A 21,756-nucleotide genomic window follows, 5' to 3' on the forward strand; every position below is an offset into this window, starting at 1 on the left:
CACCGCAGACAGGGCTACACATGTCGGATTTGCACTAAAAGCAACAAAAGATAATTAATGGTCGATTCAATGAAACTATTCCTCAACGCACCCGTCGCGACCTAAACCCGCAGGTCATCAAGACTGCTCCCCGCGCACGCGGGGATGGTCCCGCCTCGAACGCGAACTCGCCGAACAGCGCACGCTGCTCCCCGCGCACGCGGGGATGGTCCCGACATGCCGTTCTGTGCGTCCGCGACGATGCTCTGCTCCCCGCGCACGCGGGGATGGTCCTACTGGGCGGGCCTGGCGGTGGTCTCCCAGGACCTGCTCCCCGCGCACGCGGGGATGGTCCCAGGGGCCCGTGTCCGCGTCAACGTCGTGGTTTCTGCTCCCCGCGCACGCGGGGATGGTCCCGCGACGGCGCGGTCGGTCACCTCGTGGCAGCACTGCTCCCCGCGCACGCGGGGATGGTCCCCGGCAGTCGGAGCGGGACGCGCAGATCAAGGACTGCTCCCCGCGCACGCGGGGATGGTCCCAGGACGCACACATCGTGATGCGCCGACACCTGCTGCTCCCCGCGCACGCGGGGATGGTCCCTCCTCCGAACGACGCGGGAAGTGCTCCTCGAACTGCTCCCCGCGCACGCGGGGATGGTCCCGCTGCGGGCCTACGTCCCCACAACAACTACTCCTGCTCCCCGCGCACGCGGGGATGGTCCCGGCAGGCTGTCCGGGCTGTTCGTCGTCGGGTACTGCTCCCCGCGCACGCGGGGATGGTCCCGCGGGGTCCTCGGGCCCGGAGAGCGCTTCCCTCTGCTCCCCGCGCACGCGGGGATGGTCCCGTCCGTCGACCAGCACGAGCCGCACCGCACCGCTGCTCCCCGCGCACGCGGGGATGGTCCCAAGTTCGGCTTCGACCCGGACACGATCATCATCTGCTCCCCGCGCACGCGGGGATGGTCCCCGGCCGCACTCGCCCACCACGTGCCCGACTGGCTGCTCCCCGCGCACGCGGGGATGGTCCCAACCCGATCGAGCGAGGAACCACGGCGGCCGACTGCTCCCCGCGCACGCGGGGATGGTCCCGGGATGCGGGACGTGCTGGCGAGATGCTGGACCTGCTCCCCGCGCACGCAGGGATGGTCCTGTTCGGCGTCCCAGCCCGCTCGATGAACAGCCCTGCTCCCCGCGCACGCGGGGATCGTCCCTACGACCCGGTGACGGGCGATTCCGACGTCCGCTGCTCCCCGCGCACGAGGGGATAAATCTACCCATCTATGTCGACCATCAGAAAAATTGGATCCCACCAGGGGTCGCTATACCGCATTGGTGGTCTCCGCGAGCGGGTATCGCGATAAGCATTCGGGTGGGGTCGTTTCTGTGTTCAATGCGGCCATGAGTGGTGAGCACGGGGCGTGCTTGGGGGATGGGTTGTCGGCGGCCGCGCGGGTGGTGTGGGCCAAGCACGATCAGAAGACCGACGGCTGGCTGCCGCTCTGGCGGCACATGGCCGACAGCGCAGCCGTGGCCGGGTTGTTATGGGACGGGTGGATTCCGGAGAACATTCGGCGGTTGGTGGCCGAGGCGTTGCCTCGGAAGGGCAGTGATGCCCGGCTGTTGGCGGTCTGGTTGGCGGCTGTACACGACATCGGGAAGGCCACACCGGCGTTTGCGTGTCAGGTGGACTCCCTTGCCGATCGGATGCGTAGCGCAGGCCTGGACATGCCGCTGCGGAAGCAGTTCGGTGAGGATCGGCGGATGGCGCCGCATGGCTTGGCCGGGCAACTTCTGTTGCAGGAGTGGCTGACAGGCCGTCATGGTTGGCCGCGCCGGGCTGCGGTCCAGTTCGGAATCGTTCCCGGGGGCCATCACGGCGTACCGCCCGCCCATGAGCAGATCCGTGATCTCGTCGCGCATCCAGAGCTGTTGCGTACCCCCGGCCCAAGTGAACCGGCGTGGAATCGGGTCCAGACGGAACTGCTCGATGCCTGTGCGGATGTGTACGGAGTCCGGGATCACCTGCCCGATTGGCACGGCGTGAAGCTTCCGCAGCCCGTCCAGGTGTTGTTGACCGGCCTGGTCATCGTCGCCGACTGGATCGCGAGCAATCCCGACCTGTTCGCCTACTTCCCAGAGGAGCATCCACGTACCGACGCCGAGCGCGTCGCCGCGGCCTGGCATGGGCTCAAACTTCCGCCTCCGTGGAGCGCGCGAGAGCCCACGGGGTCGACGGCCGAGTTGTTCGCGACTCGCTTCGAACTTCCGCCTGGGGCACGGGTACGTCCGGTCCAGGAGGAGGCGGTGCGGCTGGCACGGGCGATGCCGGTACCCGGACTGATGATGATCGAAGCGCCGATGGGCGAAGGGAAAACGGAGGCCGCGCTCGCGGTCGCCGAGATCTTCGCCGCCCGCTCCGGTGCGGGCGGTTGCTTCGTGGCCCTGCCCACGATGGCCACCGGCAGCGCGATGTTCCCCCGCCTGCTGGACTGGCTGGAGCGGCTCCCCATGGACACCACCGGGTCGGGGGAACGTTCGGTGTTCCTGGCCCATTCCAAGGCGGCGCTCAACGAGCAGTACGCGGGCCTGATGGGCAAGGCCGGGCACACCATCGCCGCGGTCGACCAGTTCGGATCGCAGGATGTCTGGCAGCCGGGGACCGACGTACGGGGCTTCTCGGCGGAGTCGGTGGCCCATCAGTGGCTGCGTGGTCGCAAGAAGGGGATGCTGGCGTCCTTCGTGGTCGGAACGATCGACCAGCTGTTGATGGCCGGCCTCAAAAGCCGTCATCTCGCGCTGCGCCACCTCGCGCTCGCCGGCAAGGTCGTCGTGATCGACGAGGTACATGCCTACGACACCTACATGGGCACCTACCTCGACCGGGTCCTGTCCTGGCTCGGCGCCTACCGGGTCCCCGTGATCATGTTGTCGGCGACTCTGCCCGCGTCCCGACGACGGGAATTGGCCGAGGCATACGCGGGCCCGTCGAAGGCGCGAGCGTCCGACCTCGGATCGGCGACCCCGGCGGTTGACGGCTTCGCGAAGCTTGCATCGGTCGAGGGCTACCCGTTGTTGACCTCGGTGACGCCCGGTGCCGCCCCGGAAACTGCATGCCCGGCCGCCTCGGGACGCCGAACCGACGTGCTGCTCGAACGGATCGACGACGATCCGCGCCTGCTGGCCGACCGCCTGGTCCGCGAACTCGCCGACGGTGGTTGTGCCCTGGTGGTGCGCAACACGGTGAATCGCGTGCTGGAGACGGCCGAGGTCCTGCGCCGGGCTTTCGGCACCGAAAACGTCACCGTCGCGCATTCTCGCTTCGTCGATGTCGACCGCGCGCACAACGACGCCGACCTGCTGGCCCGATTCGGCCCTCCGGGCCGTATGGGCGGTGAGTCTTCGGGTTCGACGGACGGGCGCCCCGACGACCCGCACATCGTGGTCGCCAGTCAGGTCGCCGAGCAGTCACTCGACATCGACTTCGATCTGCTGGTCACGGACCTGTGCCCGGTCGACCTGATGCTCCAGCGCGTGGGCCGACTCCACCGACACCCGCGCGGCGAGGGCCAAGACCGACGCCCACCCCGCCTACGCACGGCCCGCTGCCTGGTCGCGGGGGTCGACTGGCAGGCGACACCACCACGACCGGTGGACGGATCCCGCAACGTCTACGGCACGTACACGCTTCTGCGTTCCATGGCTGTGTTGCGCCCGCACCTGGATGCCGACCGCGACTCGGGCGACGAAATTCTGCGCCTACCCGAGGACATCAGCGGCCTCGTCCAAGGAGCCTACGGGACCGCCGAGGCGGGACCGGTCTCCTGGGCGACGGCCATGAAGGAGGCTCGTACCGAGTACGAGGTTCGCAGAGCGGGCCAACGCAAGAAGGCCGATACCTTCAGGCTGGATGTGGTCCGCAAGGACGGCCGCCCCATCATCGGTTGGATCGACGCGGGCGTCGGAGACGCGGACGACACTCGAGCCGGTCGCGCCCAGGTACGCGACAGCAAGGAGAGCCTGGAGGTACTCGTCGTCCAACGGCGCGCCGACGGCGCCCTGATCACCCTGCCGTGGTTGGGCAACGGTTTGGGCGCACGCGAACTACCCACCGACGTCGTGCCGTCGCCTGCCCTCGCGAGGGCCGTCGCATTGTGCGGGCTACGGCTGCCGTATCAGTTCTCGTGGCCACACATCCTTGATCGGGCGATCGCCGAACTCGAGGAATTGTGTGTGCCCGCATGGCAGGCGAAGGAGTGCCACTGGCTGGCGGGAGAGTTGGTCCTCGTCCTCGACGAGGACTGTCGGACCCGGCTGGCAGGATTCGACCTTCGCTACAGCCGTGTGGAAGGACTTCAGGTGAGTAGCGTCGCCGCACCCGTTGAACGCCACACCCGAACGGACCCCGGCCCGCCGTCGTTCGACCTGGTCGATCGCCCATGGTTACCGGTACAGCGGTTGGACGGGAGCGAGGACGAGTTGTCCTTGACGGAGGTCTTCGCTCAGGCAGGAAGCCTTCGGCGGATTGTCGGAGATCTGCCCACTCAGGAATTCGCGCTGTTGAGACTGCTGTTGGCCATCGTGCACGACGCGGTCGACGGCCCCGAAGACTCCGACGCATGGGCTGATCTGTGGCAAAGCGAGGATTCTTTCGCCGCCGTACCGGCCTACCTCGATCGCCACCGCGCGCGATTCGACCTGCTCCATCCCTCGGCCCCCTTCTTCCAAGTGGCCGACCTCCACACGGCAAAGGGCGAGGTCGCCTCGCTGAACCGGATCGTCGCGGATGTTCCCAACGGAGACCCCTTCTTCGCCATGCGCATGCCCGGCGTGGACCGTCTCGGTTTCGCCGAGGCCGCCCGCTGGCTCGTGCACGCGCACGCGTTCGACGTCTCCGGGATCAAAACCGGCGCGGTGGGCGACCCCAGGGTCAAGGGCGGCAAGGGGTACCCGCAAGGCGTCGGTTGGACCGGCAACCTCGGCGGAGTCCACGCCGAGGGCGCCACGCTCCGGGAAACTCTGCTGCTCAACCTGATCGCCGCCGACACCGGCACGGTACGCGCCGATAAGGACGACCGCCCGACCTGGCGACGAGACCCCTGCGGACCGGCCGCGACCGACGCCGCACAGCTCGCGTCGCGACCCGACGGAGTGCGTGACCTGTACACCTGGCAATCCCGACGGGTACGCCTGCACCACGACGCTCGGGGAGTCCACGGTGTCGTACTCGCCTACGGCGACCCGCTCGCGGCACACAACATGCACGTCAGCGAACCCATGACCGGCTGGCGACGCAGCCCCGCACAGGAAAAGAAACTCGGTCGCCCGCTGATCTACCTGCCGCGTGAACACGACCCCACCCGAGCCGCCTGGCGCGGCCTCGCCAGTCTGTTACCGGCAGGCAGGGAAGGAGGCACAGGGGGGCAGCGTCGGGATGCGGCTTCCGTAATCTCACCGCGTGTCCTGAACTGGGTGGCGCGTCTGAGCACCGAGGGTTTGCTGCCCGATGAGCTGTTGATCCGGGCCCGGATCGTGGGGGCCGTCTACGGCACCCAGCAGTCGGTCATCGACGAGATCGTCGATGACGGCGTCATGATGTCCGTCCTCCTGCTCCACGAAAACGACCTGCGATTGGGCCGCGCGGCGGTGGAGGCGGTCGCCGACGCGGATGCCGCGGTCATGGCTCTGGGGGACCTGGCCACCGAACTCGCCCGCGCCACCGGGACGGAGCCGGACCCGCGCCGGGCGACGGCACGCGATCTCGGGTTCGGCGCCTTGGACCGCCCCTTCCGCCAGTGGCTGCACCATCTCGGAAGTCGCGACGACCCGATCGCACGTCGTCACGCCTGGCAGCGCCAGGCGCACCGGATCATCGCCGACCTGGGCGACGAACTGGTGGCCGTCGCCGGTGACGCCGCGTGGGAAGGCCGCATGGTCGATGCCAAGGGTGGGCCCCAATGGCTCACCGCGTCCCTGGCTCACCTGCGATTCCGCACGCGCCTGAACAAGGCCCTCAACCATCCCTTCGCCCCGGGCGAAGCCGAAGAGACGACACACACACCCGAGGCCGACGCATGACCAGCAAATCCATGAACCCGGCCCGGCGGCGCCGTTCGCTCGGCACGGTCGGCACGACCGTCTCGGATCACATCGGCAGCCTGCAACGCGGCTACCTGAACGACCGCGGCGACGCCGTCGCAGCCATCGCCCGCATCCGGCGTGGCGCCGGCAAACCCTTTGAGGATGTGCCCGACCTCTGGGGCATGCTCGGCACGGACCCCCTGTACGAACCCGGCAAGTTCGATGAAAAGGACACGGAACGCGCCTCCGAGGCCGCGTACATCACGCTGACCCTGTGGGCGCTGCATCAGCAATCACACCGGACGCACCGCATGCATGTGCCGGGCGGCCATGAACTCGGCGCCGCCGTACGGCGATTGATGCCGGGGACAGAGGTCGACGAGCCGATCCGCAAGCGTTTCGTCCGCGCCGGATCCGCCCCGCACACGGTCGCGCTGGCCGAACGACTCCGCGACATCGTGCAATTGCTGCGGCGGGAGGAGATCCCCCTGGACTACGGGCTGCTCGCCGATCAGCTCTACCGATGGCAGCAGCCCGGCGGGAGACAACAGATCCGCCGAGCCTGGGGCACCGCCTTTCACGCCTATCAGAAGCCGAAGGCCGTCTCGGCAACCACCGACGCCGAGAACTCGGACGGCGCCACCACCACAGACAAGGACGACGTCTCGTGAGCCGGACCATCCTCGACTTACACGTACTGCAGACCGTGCCACCGAGCAACCTCAACCGCGACGACACCGGTTCGCCCAAGACCGCCGTCTACGGCGGTGTCCGTCGGGCCCGGGTCTCCAGCCAGGCATGGAAGCGTGCCACTCGGCGTCTCTTCGGGGACCTGCTCGACCCGGCCGACCTGGGCGTGCGTACCAAACGGGTCGTCGAGATCCTCGCCGACCGCATCACGACACTCGACGCGTCGCTCAAGGGACCCGAAGCGCTGGCATTGGCGACGGCGACGATCCAGGCCGCCACCGACGCCAAGATCGAGGTGTCCAAGCGCCGTGCCGATGCGGCCAAGAAGAAGGGCGAAGAGGAGCCGGCCCCCGAATCCTCGTACCTGATGTTCCTTGGCTACCGGCAGTTCGACGGCCTCGCGGAGCTGGCCGTCGAGGGGGCGAGCGACATCAAGGGGTTTCTCAAGAACAAGGAGAACAAAGCCCGCGCCAAACGGATCGCCGACACCCGACACTCGGTCGACATCGCCCTGTTCGGTCGCATGGTCGCCGACTCCGCCGACATCAACGTCGATGCCGCCGCACAGGTCGCCCATGCCATCAGCGTCCACGCGGTCGAGAACGAGACCGACTACTACACGGCCGTCGACGACCGCAACACCGACGCCGAACCGGGTGCGGGCATGATCGGCACCGTCGACTTCAATTCCGCCACCCTCTACCGCTACGCCGCCGTCGACGTCGACCTGTTGCGCAAGAACCTCGGCGCGGGCCTGCGCGAGGACGAACCGGTCGACGAACCGGTGCGCCGGGCGATCGAGGCGTTCGTGCGCGGGTTCGTCGAGTCCATGCCCACCGGGAAGATCAACACCTTCGGCAACCACACCCTGCCGGAAGCGGTCGTCGTCAAGCTGCGCACCGCCCGCCCGATCAGCTTCGTGAGCGCCTTCGAGGAACCGATCACCGCGGACACGGCAAGCGGATACGTACGCCGTGCCTGCGAACGACTCGCGGATTCCATCCCCCAGACCGAGAAGGCATACGGCGCCGACGTGGGCACCAGCACCTGGGTCCTGCGGATCGGCCCCAACACGAGCGCACTCGCCGCGCTGGGCGCGGAGGTGACCCTGCAGGAACTCGTCACCGCCGTCGGCGCCTCCGTAACCGAGCACTCGGGCGAGGGCGCGTGAACAGTGTGCTGACCCTGTGCCTGGCCGGCCCTCTGCAATCGTGGGGTTCCTCGGCCCGGTTCGCCCGGCGCACCACCGAATCGGCGCCGACCAAGAGCGGCGTCCTGGGTCTACTGGCAGCAGCCCAGGGACGCGACCGTACGGCGGATGTTTCCGACCTCGCCGCACTGCGCTTCGGCGTACGCGTGGACCAACCCGGCACCCGCGTTCGCGACTACCAGACCGCCGAGCACGGCGACACCGAGAAGGCCATGCCGGTGTCCGAGCGCTTCTATCTCGCCGACGCCGTCTTCGTCGCGGCGGTCGAGGGCGATGACGCGACCGTGACCCTGTTGTACGGCGCACTGCGCACACCCGTGTACATGCCTTACCTGGGGCGCAGATCGTGCCCGCCGGCCCGGCCGGTGGAGCTGCACGTCCACCACGACGTCACCCTCGACACCGCCCTGGCCTGCGAAGACTGGCAAGCATCCAAGTGGTACCGCGAGCGCCGCCGACGCGCATCGCACCCCGAACTGTCGGTGATCACCGAGGTCGACGCCGCCCACGGCGTCGGCGACACCCTCCGGGACCAGCCGTTGAGCTTCGACCCGCGGCACCGCCGATACGCGCTGCGCACGATGCAAACGACAAGCGTGCCGGTTCCGCCGGCCCGAACCGGACGTCGAGCTTCCGGTGCCGACGCGACACCGCCCGACCACGACCCGACGCGCGGCCTGAAAGGCGCCTGATGTTCCTGACCCGTTTTCGCGTCAACACGGCACGAATCGGCGCGCGGCGCCTGCTGTCGTCGCCCCAGGTCCTGCACGCCGGCGTGATGTCGTCCTTCCCGGACATCCTGCCGAACACAAACGACGCTCCCCGGGTTCTGTGGCGGATCGACCACAACGCCAAGGCCGAAGTCCTGCTCTACATCGTGAGCCCGACCCGGCCCGACCTCACCCACCTGGTCGAACAGGCGGGCTGGCCGACGCTCTCGCCCGGCTGGGACACCTACGACTACAGCGCCTTCCTGGACCGGCTCAGCCCAGGCAGCACCTGGGCGTTTCGCCTCACCGCGAACCCCGTGCACAGCATCCGGCACGCCGACGGTGAACCCACGAAGCGCACCGCTCATCGCACCCCACGCCACCAGATGGGTTGGCTGCTGCAACGTCAGGAAACGTGTGGCTTCCGCGTCCTGAGGAAACCCGTCGACCGCCGACTCACGTCGGAGGGCGACGAGTTCGAACTCTCGGTGCACAGCGGGCGGGGACTCTCCTTCGCCAAGGCCGGCGGTCCCGAGGGGCGGACCGGCTCGCGGGTCAGCCTGGCCACGGTCACCTTCGACGGCCGTTTGGAGGTCGTCGATGCCCCCACTCTGCGCCGCACACTCGTGGCGGGCCTGGGGAAGGCGAAGGCGTACGGCTGCGGGCTGATGACCCTCGCGCCGGTGGGGTGAAGGATGTCCACCGTCGGCAAACGCAACCTCTCCAGCCCTCGCGAACTGACCCGGGTCGGCGACCGGCTCTCCTTCGTCTACCTGGAACGCTGCGTCGTGCACCGCGACGCCAACGCCACCACCGCCGAGGACGCCCAGGGCACCACCCACATCCCGTCCGCCACGATCGGCACCCTCCTCCTGGGGCCCGGCACCCGCGTCACACACCAGGCGATGAGCGTCCTGGGCGAGAGCGGCGCCGGCGTGGTGTGGGTCGGCGAACACGGCGTTCGTTTCTACGCCGGCGGGCGGGCGTTGAGCCGTTCCTCGACTTTGGTCGAGGCACAGGCAGCCCGGTGGGCCAACCTCCGCACCCGACTCGATGTCGCTCGTGCCATGTATCGGATGCGCTTTCCGGACGAGGATCCGGCGACGTGCACACGAAAGGAACTCCTCGGCCGGGAAGGGTCACGAGTCAAAGACTGCTATCGCAGGGAGGCCGCCCGGACCGGGGTCCAGTGGCGCGGCCGTCGCTTCACCCCGGGGGACTTCGCCTCCGGGGACGCGGTCAATCAGGCGATCACCGCAGCGGCCCAGTGCATGTACGGAATCGCTCAGGCCGTGGTCTCCGCTCTGGGCTGCGCACCCGGCCTGGGCTTCGTCCACTCGGGGCACGAACTGTCCTTCGTGTTGGACGTGGCAGACCTCTACAAGACCGAGATCGGCATCCCGGTGGCCTTCGACATCGCCGCGGAAAGCGACGAAGACGTCGGCTCACGCACCCGACGAGCACTCCGCGATCGCGTGAACGAAGCCGCCTTGCTGGACCGTTGCGTGGCAGACATCAAAAGCCTCCTGCTACGCGACACGACCGCGGACAACTCGCCGGGTGACCTCGACGACCGCGTCACACTGCAATCCGACCGAGGCGTCGACGTGGAGTCCGGCCGCAACTACGCCGACGGGGTGGTGTGGTGACCGTCATCGTCCTGACCCTCTGCCCCATCGGTCTGCGCGGCTTCCTCACGCGCTGGCTCCTGGAGATCTCACCCGGCGTCTTCATCGGCGGCCCCAGCACCCGAATTCGTCAGGCGTTGTGGGACGAGGTGCGCCAGTACTCGGGAAACGGCCGGGCGCTGATGGCCTACAGCACCGACAACGAACAAGGCTTCGTCTTCGAGACCCACGACCACAAATGGCACCCGGTCGACCACGAAGGCCTCACGCTGATTAGGCGCCCCAACGAACAGGCACGCCCGCCCGAGCCACCAGCCCAGGGTTGGAGCAAGGCATCCAAACGCCGCCGCTTCGGAAACCGCTAGCAAGCAATTCTCAATGCGACAAATGTCCCGGAAAAGCAAAAAGTAACCAATAGCCAATGCGGTGAAACTGGTCAAATATCTGACCCCCACGCCCTAAATCCCCAGGTCATCGAGCCTGCTCCCCGCGCACGCGGGGATGGTCCCCGCGCGCTACTCCAAGCAGGCCCGGGAGGAAGCTGCTCCCCGCGCACGCGGGGATGGTCCCGGGATGTGGTCCACGGCGGGGTTCCCCCACCCCTGCTCCCCGCGCACGCGGGGATGGTCCCGGCGTCGACCTGCGAGCGGAGTTCACCCAGGACTGCTCCCTGCGCACGCGGGGATGGTCCCAGAAGCGCTGGCTCTCGATGTTCCGCCAGCGCCTGCTCCCCGCGCACGCGGGGATGGTCCCGGTGGTGCGGGACATCCCGGTGGCCGACGCGACTGCTCCCCGCGCACGCGGGGATGGTCCCCCGCCATGAGGTCTGGGCGATTGCGGACCCGTCTGCTCCCCGCGCACGCGGGGATGGTCCCTGGCGTTGTGGGACAGCGGATACGCCACCCTCCTGCTCCCCGCGCACGCGGGGATGGTCCCAGTGTTGCGGGACACCTCGGTTCGCGCCGGCCCTGCTCCCCGCGCACGCGGGGATGGTCCCGTGGTCTCCGTCGCGAGCGAGTTGACCAAGAGCTGCTCCCCGCGCACGCGGGGATGGTCCCGACACGCCGTAGGGGCCCGGTCGAGGAGCCTTCTGCTCCCCGCGCACGCGGGGATGGTCCCGACGCAGCGGCGTACGTGCTCGTCGCCTTCGTCTGCTCCCCGCGCACGCGGGGATGGTCCCGCAAACACGAAACCGGTCAGCTGCGCGACCTGCTGCTCCCCGCGCACGCGGGGATGGTCCCTCGATGCGGGTCTGGTGGGCCGGCTTGCTTTCCTGCTCCCCGCGCACGCGGGGGTAGTCCTAAACTTGTCCTGAATCTGAGACATGTTTCGTGCTGCTCCCCGCACACGCGGGGATGGCCCCGATTACAGGGGTGCCTAACCTTGCTCCCCACACGCCTGTGGGGATGCTCCCTCGGCGGCCGTAATCGACAAAACGGTTGCTTCCTGCCCCGCCGCACATGGGGATGTTCGGAACTTCTTTAATCGATCATTCAGTTGCAGGCACGCGGTGCAACCCCGCCACCTGCCCGTGCACGATCGTGCTGACGTAGCCGGCGTGACTCGGCACCCCTGTAATCGTTGGAGAGGCAGGGTCCGGCTCACGAAGCCGAGCTGGACAACCAGCTTGATTTCCTAGGGGAGAGATGGTTGACGTCGATGTTGCCAAGCGGCAGCGGTGGACAGGGCCTGAGCGGTGGCAGGTCGTTCTGGGCGTGTTAGGGCTGTTGGTAGGTGCCATCTCCTGTCTGGGACAGTTCCTGCACTGACCTGTTGGAACATTGCACTCGCGTGTTGCGCCATGTCAGCAGGCCCTCTACGCCACGTTAGCTACCTCACTCAAAGCTTATTTCTGCGCAAGTTGCCCAGTGGACGCGCTAATCGCGGTTTGGGCTTCAGGGCAGAGGTGTCGCGGAGATGCAAAGCTCCAGCACACGGGCCAAGAGAGCCGCGCGGTCGGGCATGGTGTTGATGAGTACGTGTTCGTTCCGGCCGTGGGGGCGGGCGCCGATGGCGCCGAGGCCGTCGAGGATGGGGATGCCAAGGGCGGCGGTGAAGTTGCCGTCGGAGCGCCCGCAGCTGGTTCGGGAAGTCCCAGGGATCGGGCCGCTGCTCGGGCGTGTTCGAGGAGAGCTCGGGCGGCTGCGGGTTCGAAGGGGTGGCGGTTGATGCCGCCGGTGATGGTGAGCCAGGCGTCGACGAGGTGGGGTGCGAGTCTGCGGATGGCGTCATCGACGCGTTCGAGCTCAACACGAAACCAGGCTCGGGCGTCGACGTGGAGCGTGGCGGCTTCGGGGACGGTGTTCGTCGTGGTGCCGGCCGTCATCACCGTGTGGTTCCGGAGCAGATCGTCGACGCTGTCCGCGATCGGGCGTTCGTCGAAGCAAACAGCACCGGCCGTCTCTTCCACAGCGGCATCTACATGCTCGTGTCGATGGAGTGCCTCATCGGCGCCGCGTACACCCACCAAGTCGCCAAGGCCGGACTCGCGGGCGCTGTGCGCCCCTCGATGGGCCGACGCGACGCCGAGTTCGCCGACTGGCGCATCGGCCTGTGGAGCACGTGGGCGCAGTTGTGGATCGATCGGAACTTCGCGTTCGACTACACGCTCAAGTCACTGGAGAAGGTCCTCGACGGCGACCCCCGCCGAGCGGTTCGACGGGCACGAGCGGTGATCAAGAACTCCGCGTACACAGTCTTGGGGGGCATGCTCGACGCGGCCCGCGAGACGGGACAGACCCGCACCCCCGCCGCCCGAGACTTGCTCGACGCCCGGTTGCGCCGTCTGGTGGATGCCGAACTCTCCCTACTGCGCGAGCGGATGGCCGTCGCCGCCCCGCAGGTGGGCGCCGACCTGGCGGAGATCCACGCCACCGTGCTCGAAGCCGAACACCGTCGATGGCGCGCCGCCAGGGGGTGGGAGCTCATCAACGCCTCGGATCCGTGCGGCACCTGACAACCGCGATCTCACCCCCGACAAGGCCCGACCGAACGGAACCGCACATCAAGCCCACTCAGCCCACTCTGTTGGAGCGGCGGCACCTTTCCGCTCTCGGCGCCGGCTGCCGGACCATCGGCGGACGCGCCACCAACGGCGGGGTCTTCATCGGCTGGACGATGTGGACCCGGAGTCCGCGTACGCGGCTCTCGTCCGCGCGTACGAGCTGGGTATCACCCTGTTCGACACAGCCGACGTGTACGGACTCGGCCGATCCGAACGGCTCCTCGGCCGTCTGCTCGCGGCGGTCCCCCGTCATCGGTGACGGTCAGCAGCAAGGTCGGGTATTTCGCGGGCACGGGCGCACACCCCTACGAACCCGAACAGATGCACCACCAGCTCCGCACCACTCTGCGAAACCTCGGTACCGATCGGCTGGACCTCTACTTCCTGCACAGCGACGACTTCGGTCCGAACGACATGCATCTCACCCACACCGTCCGGCAGATGCAGGCTTTTCGTCAAGACGGCTCGATCAAGGCGATCGGCATGCGGGCGCCCCACGAGTTCTCCGTCGAATGGGCGCACGGCGACGACCACCGGGCCGAGGAGACCCGTCGCTTCCTGCACCGATTCGAGGCGATCCGACCCGACGTGCTGTCCGTGCGCCACAACCTCCTCAGCCCGCTATACAGCAACGACGAGACCGACATCTTCGCGTTCGCCAAAGAAAGAGGGGTGGGCGTCGTGGTCAAGCAGGCCCTGGGGCAGGGCCTGCTCATCGGAGCCCACGACCCCCCGACGCCCCACGACGGTTCAGTCGCGAAGACCACCGCAGTCGTGACCTGCGGTTCCTCCCCGAGAACCTCCGGCTCGTCCATGACGCATTGACCCCAATCCGGGAGCGCTTCGGCAACACCACCCAGGCGCTCGCCCGCGTCGCCCTCCGCTACGTCCTCGCCCACGCTCCGGACGCCCCCGTCCTCGTCGGCTTCCGCTCCGCCGGCCAGATCGAGACCGACGTGCACTGCCTCGGTCCACCGCTCGACCCCGACGATTTCACCCTCGTGCGTGAATCCCTCGGAGCGTTGCGAACCGAACTCGCAGTACGACTGCGTCAGGCGGCCGACGGCTGATTTCGACGCGCCTAATCTGCCCGGGTGAACAACCTCACCCCGCACAGGCACCGCAGTCCCGTCGACGTCCTCGTCCTGGTCCCGGACACCGAAGGGAAGCTCCTGCTGCTTCAACGCGCCGGCGACATCTACGCCGGCGGCCAATGGTGCCTGCCCAGCGGGCACGTCGAAGACGGGGAACACGTCCTCACCGCCGCCGCCCGCGAACTCCACGAGGAGACCGGCCTCGACGTCCCGCTCGAAGCCCTCGACTTCGTCGGCGTCACCCATCACCGCCCCCCGCACGGCGACGCCCGCGTCGGCTTCGGCTTCATCGCCCGCGCCTGGACCGGCACCCCGACCAACACCGAACCCCGCTACTGCACGGACATGATCTTCGCCCCGGTCGACGACCTTCCCCGGCCGCTCATGGACTACAGCGCCGAGATCATCCGCCTCCACCTCAAGAACGACCCCTTCTCCGTACTTGGATGGCGCCCGGAGGTGCCCGCATGAAATACACCGAGGTCGAGCAGAAATACGAACTCCCCGCCCCTCGCTCGCTGATCGACGAACTCGACGCGCTGGGGGCCGAGCGCGGCCGGGCAACCCGTCAGATCGACGCGTACTTCAACGCGCCCCACAAGGACTTCCTCGCCCCCGACGTGGTCTCCGACTGGCTGCGGGTCCGCATCGAAGACGACGGCAGGGCCTCACTGAACTTCAAACGCTGGCTGCCCCTCGACGCCACCGTCAAGACCCACTGCGACGAGTACGAGACCTCGATCGCCGACCCCGAAGCCGTCAGGCGCACCCTCGCCGCCCTGGACTTCACCGAACTGATCACCGTGGACAAGACCCGCCGAGAATGGACCACGGACGACCTCGCCATCGGCATCGACACCGTCGCCGGGGCCGGCTCCTACGTCGAGTTCGAGTTCAAGGGCGAAGCCGACTCCGTCGAAGAGGCCACCCGACACATCGACACCTTCATCGAAGGTCTCAAGTCCACGCTCGGCGACCGCGTCCACCGCGGCTATCCCCACATCCTGCTCGGCCGCCAACACTGACGAGCCCCGCTGGAAAGCGCAGCAACCCGCCCACGAGCCGCACCGGCTGCGCTCTCCCAGCGAAGAACCGGATCCTCCGGCTGTGCATCGACCGAGGGCTGCCCGAGCGCAGCCGAGCCACGTGACGTCGAACGTGCTCCCGCCGCCGATCTCTCATGACCTTCTTCATTCCCCAGAGGACGATTCCGGCGCCTTCCACGGCGCCGGTCTCGCCTCGACGCGCTCTCTCGGAGGCGAAGGATTGTGCTTCAACGGCTGCTATCGGAGGTGGACCGCCCGACTGATCCGCCACCCGCCTGCTCACCCACCACCTTGATGGAACGCGGGCGCGTGCAGGTCGAGTTCGTGCCCTATCCCAAGCGCGCGAGCCAGATGCGAAGCCTCGCGTGTACTCAACTCCGCTTCTGCGGCAACCAAGACAGCAGCGTCGTTCACGAGGTCGGCGTGGTCGTGAGTGAGCTGGTGACGAACGCAATCCGCCACGGCAAGGCTGGCACAGTGACGTTCCTACTCGTATGTGAAGAGTCGGGAGAGATCCGCATCGAAGTGGACGACCACTCGCCTTCCACAACCCTGCCTTCGGCTCAGCCCTTCGACGCCGACGCGGAAGACGGTCGCGGCCTGGTCATCGTCGAGGCCCTCACCAGCGCCTGGGGGCGCGAGGGGTCGTGTACGTGGTGCACGTTCCCCGCAGCGGGCGGTGCCGCCGCGTGAGAACCCCTGTACGTGGAGGGCCCACAACACCTGGCGGCCGGGTCGAGCAGAACGCCGAGAGCGCTCTGCGCCCGCCGACCGGCCGCCTTCGAGCGGATCCGGGCCGGGTACTGGGCGGTCACAGAGTGGTGGGACGTGCACGTGCGCTACCACGAGCTGCACCGCCGGCTCGACGCTGCGCGGGCGGACCTGGGCAACTTGGGCGTCGGGGCTCGGGACTTTGCGGCCTACGCGGACACGCTGCGGACGCGCATCGATCCGCTGCTCGCGGAGGAGGCGGTGCGAAGCGATGAGCGCACCGTCCGGTGAGGACGGGTGCGACACCGAGACGGCGGCCCTCGACGACTTCGCCCGGGAGTACTCGGCGTTCCGAAGGTTCCGCCGTAACGCAACGACCAGGAAGGAAGGGGCGACGCAGGGTTCCACCAGGCGCGTGGGCACCTACAACCTCTTGAACGGAGGCGGTGATCGCTTCCCTTCGTAGATGGCAGTCCTGCGGGCCATGGACCTGGACCTCGTCGCCCTCCAGGAGGTGCAGCACGGCATACGGGACGATCACGCCCTGGAGTGCGCGATCGCCAACGAGTTCGGCAGGCAGACCATGCCGGCCCCGTCCGCGAGCACGGCTGCGCCACCTGGTGCTCGCGTGGAATCCCGCCAAGCTTCGGCGTGTCGGATATACGCCCGATGCCGCCGAAGCGAAGTTCCACCACACGCTCCAGCGTGTCGAGTTCATCGTCCCGGACACCCGGACGCGACGCTCTACGAGGAGGTCGCCGCTGCGGCTGCCGAAGCCGCCGAGCAGTTCATCCCGCGCGCCAACGAGAAAACCGCCGGGCACACCTCGGGCACACCGTAGGTCCCGAGCCGCGCGCCGGCGGTCTCTCATCTCCGCATTTCTGCAGGTCAGCGGAGGACGTGGGATTCGAACCCACGAGCAGAGTCACCCCTGCTAGCAGTTTTCAAGACTGCCGCCATCGGCCACTAGGCGAGTCCTCCAGTGCCGCGACCCTGGTCGGGTGCGGGCCGCATCAGTCTCTCATGAGCGATGCGTGGGATCACTGGGGATTCCGGGCCGACACGTTCGGAGGGCGGCGGGTCAGTTGTCGCCCACGCGCTGGCCCAGGGTGACCTCGGTGGTGGCCTCCTTGCCGTCGCGCTGGTAGGTGACCTTGACCTTGTCGCCCGGGCGGTGGCTCCAGATCTCGCTGAACAGGTCCTCGTAGGAGCCGATCGCGCGGTTGTTGAGCCTGGTGATCACGTCGCCGGCCTTCAGGCCCGCCTTGGCGGCGGGGCCGTTGGCGGTGACCGGGTCTTGGCCGTTGGGGCTCTGGGCAACGATCTGCGCGCCGGTGCCGGTGTAGCGCGAGTCGGGCAGGATGCCCATCTGCGCGTAGACCGGCTTGTTGCCCTGGATCAGGGTGTCGGCGACCCACCGGGCCTGGTTGATCGGGATGGCGAAGCCGAGGCCGATGCTGCCGGACTCCTGCTGCTGGCCGAACGGGGACTGGCCACCGCCACCGGTGGAGCGGATCGCCGAGTTGATCCCGATCACCTCGCCGGCCGCGTTCAGCAGCGGGCCGCCGGAGTTGCCGGGGTTGATCGCCGCGTCGGTCTGGATCGCGTTCATGTAGGAGACCTTCTGCTGGTCCCCGGAGGCCACCGGGCGGTCCTTGGCGCTCACGATGCCCGTGGTCACCGTGTTGGACAGGGTGAACGGCGCGCCGATCGCGATCACCGGGTCGCCGACCGCGACCTTGTCGTTGTCGCCGAGCGGCAGCGGCTGCACGCTCGCCGGCATGTCGTCGACCTTGATCACGGCGAGGTCGTACCCCTCGGCCCGGCCGACGATCTTGGCCGGCTTGGTGGTGCCGTCGGAGAAGGTCACCGACAGCTCGCCCCCGGCGGCGGCCAGCGACACCACGTGGTTGTTGGTGAGGATGTGGCCCTGCTTGTCGTAGACGAAGCCGGCCCCGGTGCCGGTCTCGGTGCCCTGCCCGGACACCTTGCCCTTGGTCTTGATCGTCACCGTGCTGGGGACCGCCTGCTTGGCGATGCCCGCCACGCTCGTGGGCGAGCGGTTCAGCGAAGCCGGGTCCACCGGCGACGAGGACGGACTGACGCCGGCCGAGGACGGCTTGTCGTCGCGGTCCACGATCCACGCGCCCACGCCGCCGCCGACCCCGCCGGCGAGCAGCGCGGCCACCACGGCCGCGACCAGGATCCCCGAGGGGCGGCGCTTCGGCTTGGGCGGCGCACCGAAGCCCGGGTAGCCCGGGTAGCCGGGATAGGCACCACCCGTCCCGAACGGCGGAGCCCCCGCACCTCCCGCACCCGACCCAGCCGCGAACGCCGCTGGCACCTCGGCGCCCGGCTCGCCCGTCGGCGGCAGCTGCGCGGTCGGCGGCCCGACCGGCGTCGGCGGCACCGCCTCGCCCTGCGGCTGCCCCACGGTGGGCGCCTGCACCGGCTTGGCCGGCACCTCGGCCCGGAACTCCGGCTCCGCCGACACGTCGGACCGCCCCTCCGGGTGAGCCGGCTGCGGTGTGGCGGGAGACGATCCGTGGGCCTCCCCCGGCACCGGTGAACCGACTTCGCCGGTCACGTCGCGATCGTCACTCACGGTCTTCCTCCCACACACTTCGGAATAGTTGTTGGTCACAGACTTCCCGACAGGCTGTCTGAACACCGTAAGCGCCGACGGCCCGGGCCGCCCACGTCCCTTATCCCGGGGTTATCCACGCAGGTCGGACCGCCCGAACCGGAACCGAAACGGCGCGGAAACCGGCGGAAATTCCACCGTCCGCGGCGTGGCGCAGACCGATCCTCGGCCCCGGCGAAGCCGATCCGCGACCCGCGCCACGGCTCGACATCCCGGCGTCACCCCACGCTCACCTCGGGATGGCACGATTGTGGCGTGTCCACCACCGGAGCGCGCCCACTGCGCGCCAACGTGCAGGTCGTCGCCCACCGAGGCGCCTCCGACACCGTCCCCGAGCACACGCTCGCGGCCTATCTCCAGGCCATCGAGGACGGCGCCGACGCACTCGAATGCGACATCCGGCTGACCGCCGACGGCCACCTGGTCTGCGTCCACGACCGCAAGGTCGACCGCACCTCCAACGGCCGCGGCATCGTCTCGACGCTGGAGCTCGCGGAGTTGTCCGCGCTCGACTTCGGCTCCTGGAAGGAATCCGGCCGGGAATCCGGCGTCGACCGCGAACACCCGGACGAGCCGGAGGCGCCCGACTGGGACCGCACCTCCGTTCTCACCCTGGAACGCCTGCTCGAACTCGTGGTCGACGCGCCGCGCCCGGTGCGCCTGGCGATCGAGACCAAACACCCCACCCGGTACGCGGGCCTGGTCGAGCGCCGCCTGGTCGACCTGCTGGAGCGCTTCGGCCTGGCCGAGCCGGCCGACGAGGACCCGTCGCTGATCCGGGTGATGAGCTTCTCCCAGCTTTCCCTGCGCCGGATGCGGCTGATGGCGCCCTCGCTGCCCACCGTGTTCCTGATGGAGCACGTCCCGCTGCTCTACCGCGACGGCACGCTGCCCCGCGAGGTGCGGATCGCCGGCCCCAGCATCGACATCGTCCGGGCCCATCCGCGCTACGTCGCCCGCCTGCACCGGGCCGGGCACCGGGTGCACGTGTGGACCGTGGACACCCCCGAGGACGTCGAGCTGTGCCTGCGACTCGGCGTGGATGCCATCATCACGAATCGGCCACGACAGGTCCTGGCCCAGGTGTCCGGTTAGCCCCTATTGGGGGGCGTACGCTGGTAGCCTTTCGCGGCGTTATATCCGACTTGGCGGGATCGCATACCCCTATACGCCCCTGGGCGAGTCGGAGCGCGTGCCGCGCCGCCGTTTCCCGTCCGCCGGCATCGGGCATCTCAAGCCCGACGCGCGAGACATGTGCGCGAGGCAGGCGTGTGCACGAAGGAGGCCGGGGGTGGCAATGGTCGTGGCCCGTGGGGTGCCCGATTCCGCGGCGGTGTTGGTACCGCACGCTCCGGTCGGGGTGTCCGCGGCTCGGCACCGTCTCGCCACCGACCTCGACGACCGCGGCATCGCCCGGGGTGTCGTGGACGACGCGGTGCTGATCCTCTCCGAATTGTTGAGCAACGCGCTGCGGCACGCCCGCGCGCTGCCCTCCGGCAACGTCCGCGCCGCGTGGTGGGTGCGCCCCGACGGCCTCCTCGCCATCGAGGTCACCGACGGCGGCAGCTCGACCCGCCCGCGCCAGGCCAGTCCGTCCCTGAGCGCGCACGGCGGCCGAGGGTTGTCGATCATCGGCACCCTCGCCGCCGACTGGGGCGTGCGCGGCACCCCCGACGAGGTCACCGTGTGGGCGCTGGTTCCGATCGAGTCGAGCGCCGCCGACCGCCTTTGGGACGAATTCGACCTGGACGCGGTGGACCCCCTCGACTGACCCGCCCGACCGACCCGCCCCCGACCGTCCCGACCACCCGTCCCCTCGGCCGCGTGTTCGAGCGTCACCCCATGCCCGCGGAACTCAGTACCCTCGGATCCGGTGAGTCGTCGACCACCATCCCCCCGACACCGAGGCGGAGAGACCGCAGCATGGGCAAGAAGGCCGCGCTGAAGGGCCACACCGGCAACAAGACCCAGACCGCAGCCGCCACGGGATCCGTCCCGGCCGTCGGCGGTCGCGAACCCTGCCCGTGCAATTCGGGCCGCCGGTACAAGGCGTGTCACGGGCGCGAGGCGGCCTCCGCCGCCGAGACGCTCGTCCTGCGTCCCTTCCAGGGACTGCCGAACGAGTGCGACTGGATCGCGCTGCGCGAGCTGGTCCCGGCCGCGACCGCACAGCTCAAGCTCACCGGCGAGCACGCCGAGCAGACCGTCACCCTTGCGACCGTGCTGCCGATGGCCTGGCCCGCGCTGCGTCGCGCCGACGGCACCATCCTGGTCGGCCTGCAGACGCACACCAGTTCGGGCGACGTCTCCCGGGACCTGGCGCACGCGCTGGAGCGCGCGCTCGCGCAGGAGGACGGTACGTCGGTGGCCCCCGGCCCGCTGCCCGAGTCGGGCGACCGCCTCCAGGACCTGCTCGACCTGTCCCACCCGCTGGAGATCACCGTCCACGAGGGCTTCGACTTCTGGGTGGACGACCCGACCGCGATGAACGCCGAGGTGAGCGCGTCGCTGGAGCGGGCGAACGCCGCGGCGATGCCGACCGTACGGCTGACCTCGGTCGACGCCGCGTACTGGTGCGGCACCACCGAGAAGAACCACCTGCGCTGGGTGATGCCGCACGCGGAGGAGGAACTGCTCGACGCGATCGCCCGGCTGCACGCGGCCGGCGAGTCGAGCCTGGGCGAGGGCACCCGCTTCGTCGGCTCGTTCCGCGCGCACGGGCTGCTCGTCCCGGTGTGGGACCTGCCGACCTCGATGTCCGCCGAGGACGTGGAGAAGCCGGCCCGCGAGTTCGGCGAGCGTCTGGCCGCGGCGATGGCGGACACCAGCCCGCTGACGCCGCGTCAGCGCAGCGCCCGCAACGGTCTGCTGAACCGCCAGATCACCCTGAACTGACCCGAGGCAAACCCCTACCCGAGCACCCGGATCGACTCCGATCCGGGTGCTCGGGTACATCCGCGCCC

17 protein-coding genes, 1 tRNA gene, 1 pseudogene and 2 CRISPR repeat arrays are annotated in these 21,756 nt (G+C 68.9%); of the genes and pseudogenes, 17 read left to right on the top strand and 2 right to left on the bottom strand.

The features are described from left to right. Nucleotides 1–123 precede the first annotated feature (123 nt). A CRISPR array of direct repeats spans nucleotides 124–1,189; the repeat unit is 29 nt; unit sequence CTGCTCCCCGCGCACGCGGGGATGGTCCC. 187 nt (nucleotides 1,190–1,376) lie between these two features. The 14 genes and pseudogenes from casA (at nucleotide 1,377) to ACMXN5_RS15825 (ending at nucleotide 16,440) form a co-directional block, all read left to right on the top strand. Next, nucleotides 1,377–6,053, top strand: a complete 4,677-nt coding sequence (gene casA / locus ACMXN5_RS15760) for a type I-E CRISPR-associated protein Cse1/CasA (protein ID WP_439675803.1) — start codon at nucleotides 1,377–1,379, stop codon at nucleotides 6,051–6,053. Next, nucleotides 6,050–6,727 (top strand): type I-E CRISPR-associated protein Cse2/CasB, encoded by a 678-nt coding sequence (gene casB / locus ACMXN5_RS15765; RefSeq protein WP_439675804.1) that lies wholly within the window; start codon nucleotides 6,050–6,052, stop codon nucleotides 6,725–6,727. The genes casA and casB overlap by 4 nt, the downstream gene beginning before the upstream one ends. After that, nucleotides 6,724–7,917: a type I-E CRISPR-associated protein Cas7/Cse4/CasC gene (cas7e, locus tag ACMXN5_RS15770; RefSeq protein ID WP_439675805.1), complete on the top strand. Its 1,194-nt coding sequence runs from the start codon at nucleotides 6,724–6,726 to the stop codon at nucleotides 7,915–7,917. The genes casB and cas7e overlap by 4 nt, the downstream gene beginning before the upstream one ends. Continuing rightward, entirely contained in the window at nucleotides 7,914–8,648 is a 735-nt protein-coding gene (gene cas5e, locus ACMXN5_RS15775) for a type I-E CRISPR-associated protein Cas5/CasD (protein ID WP_439675806.1), read from the top strand. The genes cas7e and cas5e overlap by 4 nt, the downstream gene beginning before the upstream one ends. Then, nucleotides 8,648–9,358 (top strand): type I-E CRISPR-associated protein Cas6/Cse3/CasE, encoded by a 711-nt coding sequence (gene cas6e, locus ACMXN5_RS15780; RefSeq protein ID WP_439675807.1) that lies wholly within the window; start codon nucleotides 8,648–8,650, stop codon nucleotides 9,356–9,358. The genes cas5e and cas6e overlap by 1 nt, the downstream gene beginning before the upstream one ends. Nucleotides 9,359–9,361: 3 nt before the next feature. After that, the gene (gene cas1e / locus ACMXN5_RS15785) at nucleotides 9,362–10,315 is read left to right on the top strand and encodes a type I-E CRISPR-associated endonuclease Cas1e (protein WP_439675808.1); all 954 of its coding nucleotides are present in this window, start codon (nucleotides 9,362–9,364) and stop codon (nucleotides 10,313–10,315) included. Further along, nucleotides 10,312–10,659: a type I-E CRISPR-associated endoribonuclease Cas2e gene (gene cas2e, locus ACMXN5_RS15790; RefSeq protein ID WP_439675809.1), complete on the top strand. Its 348-nt coding sequence runs from the start codon at nucleotides 10,312–10,314 to the stop codon at nucleotides 10,657–10,659. The genes cas1e and cas2e overlap by 4 nt, the downstream gene beginning before the upstream one ends. 115 nt (nucleotides 10,660–10,774) lie before the next feature. Further along, nucleotides 10,775–11,657: a CRISPR direct-repeat array (repeat unit 29 nt; unit sequence CTGCTCCCCGCGCACGCGGGGATGGTCCC). A gap of 969 nt (nucleotides 11,658–12,626) precedes the next feature. Next, nucleotides 12,627–13,250 (top strand): hypothetical protein, encoded by a 624-nt coding sequence (locus ACMXN5_RS15795; RefSeq protein ID WP_439675810.1) that lies wholly within the window; start codon nucleotides 12,627–12,629, stop codon nucleotides 13,248–13,250. Between the two features lie 163 nt (nucleotides 13,251–13,413). After that, a pseudogene (locus ACMXN5_RS15800) lies at nucleotides 13,414–14,123 on the top strand (aldo/keto reductase). Further along, the gene (locus ACMXN5_RS15805) at nucleotides 14,120–14,368 is read left to right on the top strand and encodes a hypothetical protein (RefSeq protein WP_439675811.1); all 249 of its coding nucleotides are present in this window, start codon (nucleotides 14,120–14,122) and stop codon (nucleotides 14,366–14,368) included. The pseudogene ACMXN5_RS15800 and the gene ACMXN5_RS15805 overlap by 4 nt, the downstream one beginning before the upstream one ends. A 24-nt stretch (nucleotides 14,369–14,392) precedes the next feature. Continuing rightward, the gene (locus ACMXN5_RS15810; RefSeq protein ID WP_439675812.1) at nucleotides 14,393–14,863 is read left to right on the top strand and encodes an NUDIX domain-containing protein; all 471 of its coding nucleotides are present in this window, start codon (nucleotides 14,393–14,395) and stop codon (nucleotides 14,861–14,863) included. Continuing rightward, nucleotides 14,860–15,417 carry a class IV adenylate cyclase gene (gene cyaB / locus ACMXN5_RS15815; protein ID WP_439675813.1) on the top strand — a complete coding sequence of 186 codons (558 nt, stop codon included), beginning with the start codon at nucleotides 14,860–14,862 and terminating at the stop codon, nucleotides 15,415–15,417. The genes ACMXN5_RS15810 and cyaB overlap by 4 nt, the downstream gene beginning before the upstream one ends. Nucleotides 15,418–15,747: 330 nt before the next feature. Continuing rightward, on the top strand, nucleotides 15,748–16,131 hold the full coding sequence (locus ACMXN5_RS15820) for an ATP-binding protein (protein WP_439675814.1): 384 nt from the start codon (nucleotides 15,748–15,750) through the stop codon (nucleotides 16,129–16,131). 12 nt (nucleotides 16,132–16,143) lie between these two features. Further along, nucleotides 16,144–16,440, top strand: a complete 297-nt coding sequence (locus ACMXN5_RS15825) for a hypothetical protein (RefSeq protein WP_439675815.1) — start codon at nucleotides 16,144–16,146, stop codon at nucleotides 16,438–16,440. 601 nt (nucleotides 16,441–17,041) lie between these two features. Here the strand turns inward: ACMXN5_RS15825 and ACMXN5_RS15830 are convergent. Continuing rightward, a tRNA-Ser gene (locus ACMXN5_RS15830) sits at nucleotides 17,042–17,130 on the bottom strand. 100 nt (nucleotides 17,131–17,230) lie between these two features. After that, nucleotides 17,231–18,754, bottom strand: coding sequence for a S1C family serine protease (locus ACMXN5_RS15835; protein ID WP_439675816.1), 1,524 nt, complete (start codon nucleotides 18,752–18,754; stop codon nucleotides 17,231–17,233). Nucleotides 18,755–19,048: 294 nt separating this feature from the next. Between ACMXN5_RS15835 and ACMXN5_RS15840 the strand changes: the two genes are divergently transcribed. The 3 genes from ACMXN5_RS15840 (at nucleotide 19,049) to ACMXN5_RS15850 (ending at nucleotide 21,688) form a co-directional block, all read left to right on the top strand. Further along, nucleotides 19,049–19,888, top strand: a complete 840-nt coding sequence (locus tag ACMXN5_RS15840) for a glycerophosphodiester phosphodiesterase (protein ID WP_439675817.1) — start codon at nucleotides 19,049–19,051, stop codon at nucleotides 19,886–19,888. A 202-nt stretch (nucleotides 19,889–20,090) separates the two neighbouring features. Then, entirely contained in the window at nucleotides 20,091–20,564 is a 474-nt protein-coding gene (locus ACMXN5_RS15845) for an ATP-binding protein (protein WP_078976390.1), read from the top strand. 152 nt (nucleotides 20,565–20,716) lie between these two features. Further along, nucleotides 20,717–21,688: a DUF5926 family protein gene (locus tag ACMXN5_RS15850; RefSeq protein ID WP_439675818.1), complete on the top strand. Its 972-nt coding sequence runs from the start codon at nucleotides 20,717–20,719 to the stop codon at nucleotides 21,686–21,688. The last annotated feature ends 68 nt before the right edge of the window (nucleotides 21,689–21,756 follow it).

The organism is Embleya australiensis (assembly GCF_051903075.1).
Taxonomy (GTDB): domain Bacteria; phylum Actinomycetota; class Actinomycetes; order Streptomycetales; family Streptomycetaceae; genus Embleya.

Coding starts and splice junctions, on each gene's coding strand:
- cas6e (WP_439675807.1), top strand. CDS start 8,648: ATGTTCCTGACCCGTTTTCGCGTCAACACGGCACGAATCGGCGCGCGG.
- ACMXN5_RS15850 (WP_439675818.1), top strand. CDS start 20,717: ATGGGCAAGAAGGCCGCGCTGAAGGGCCACACCGGCAACAAGACCCAG.
- casB (WP_439675804.1), top strand. CDS start 6,050: ATGACCAGCAAATCCATGAACCCGGCCCGGCGGCGCCGTTCGCTCGGC.
- cyaB (WP_439675813.1), top strand. CDS start 14,860: ATGAAATACACCGAGGTCGAGCAGAAATACGAACTCCCCGCCCCTCGC.
- cas1e (WP_439675808.1), top strand. CDS start 9,362: ATGTCCACCGTCGGCAAACGCAACCTCTCCAGCCCTCGCGAACTGACC.
- casA (WP_439675803.1), top strand. CDS start 1,377: ATGAGTGGTGAGCACGGGGCGTGCTTGGGGGATGGGTTGTCGGCGGCC.
- ACMXN5_RS15845 (WP_078976390.1), top strand. CDS start 20,091: ATGGTCGTGGCCCGTGGGGTGCCCGATTCCGCGGCGGTGTTGGTACCG.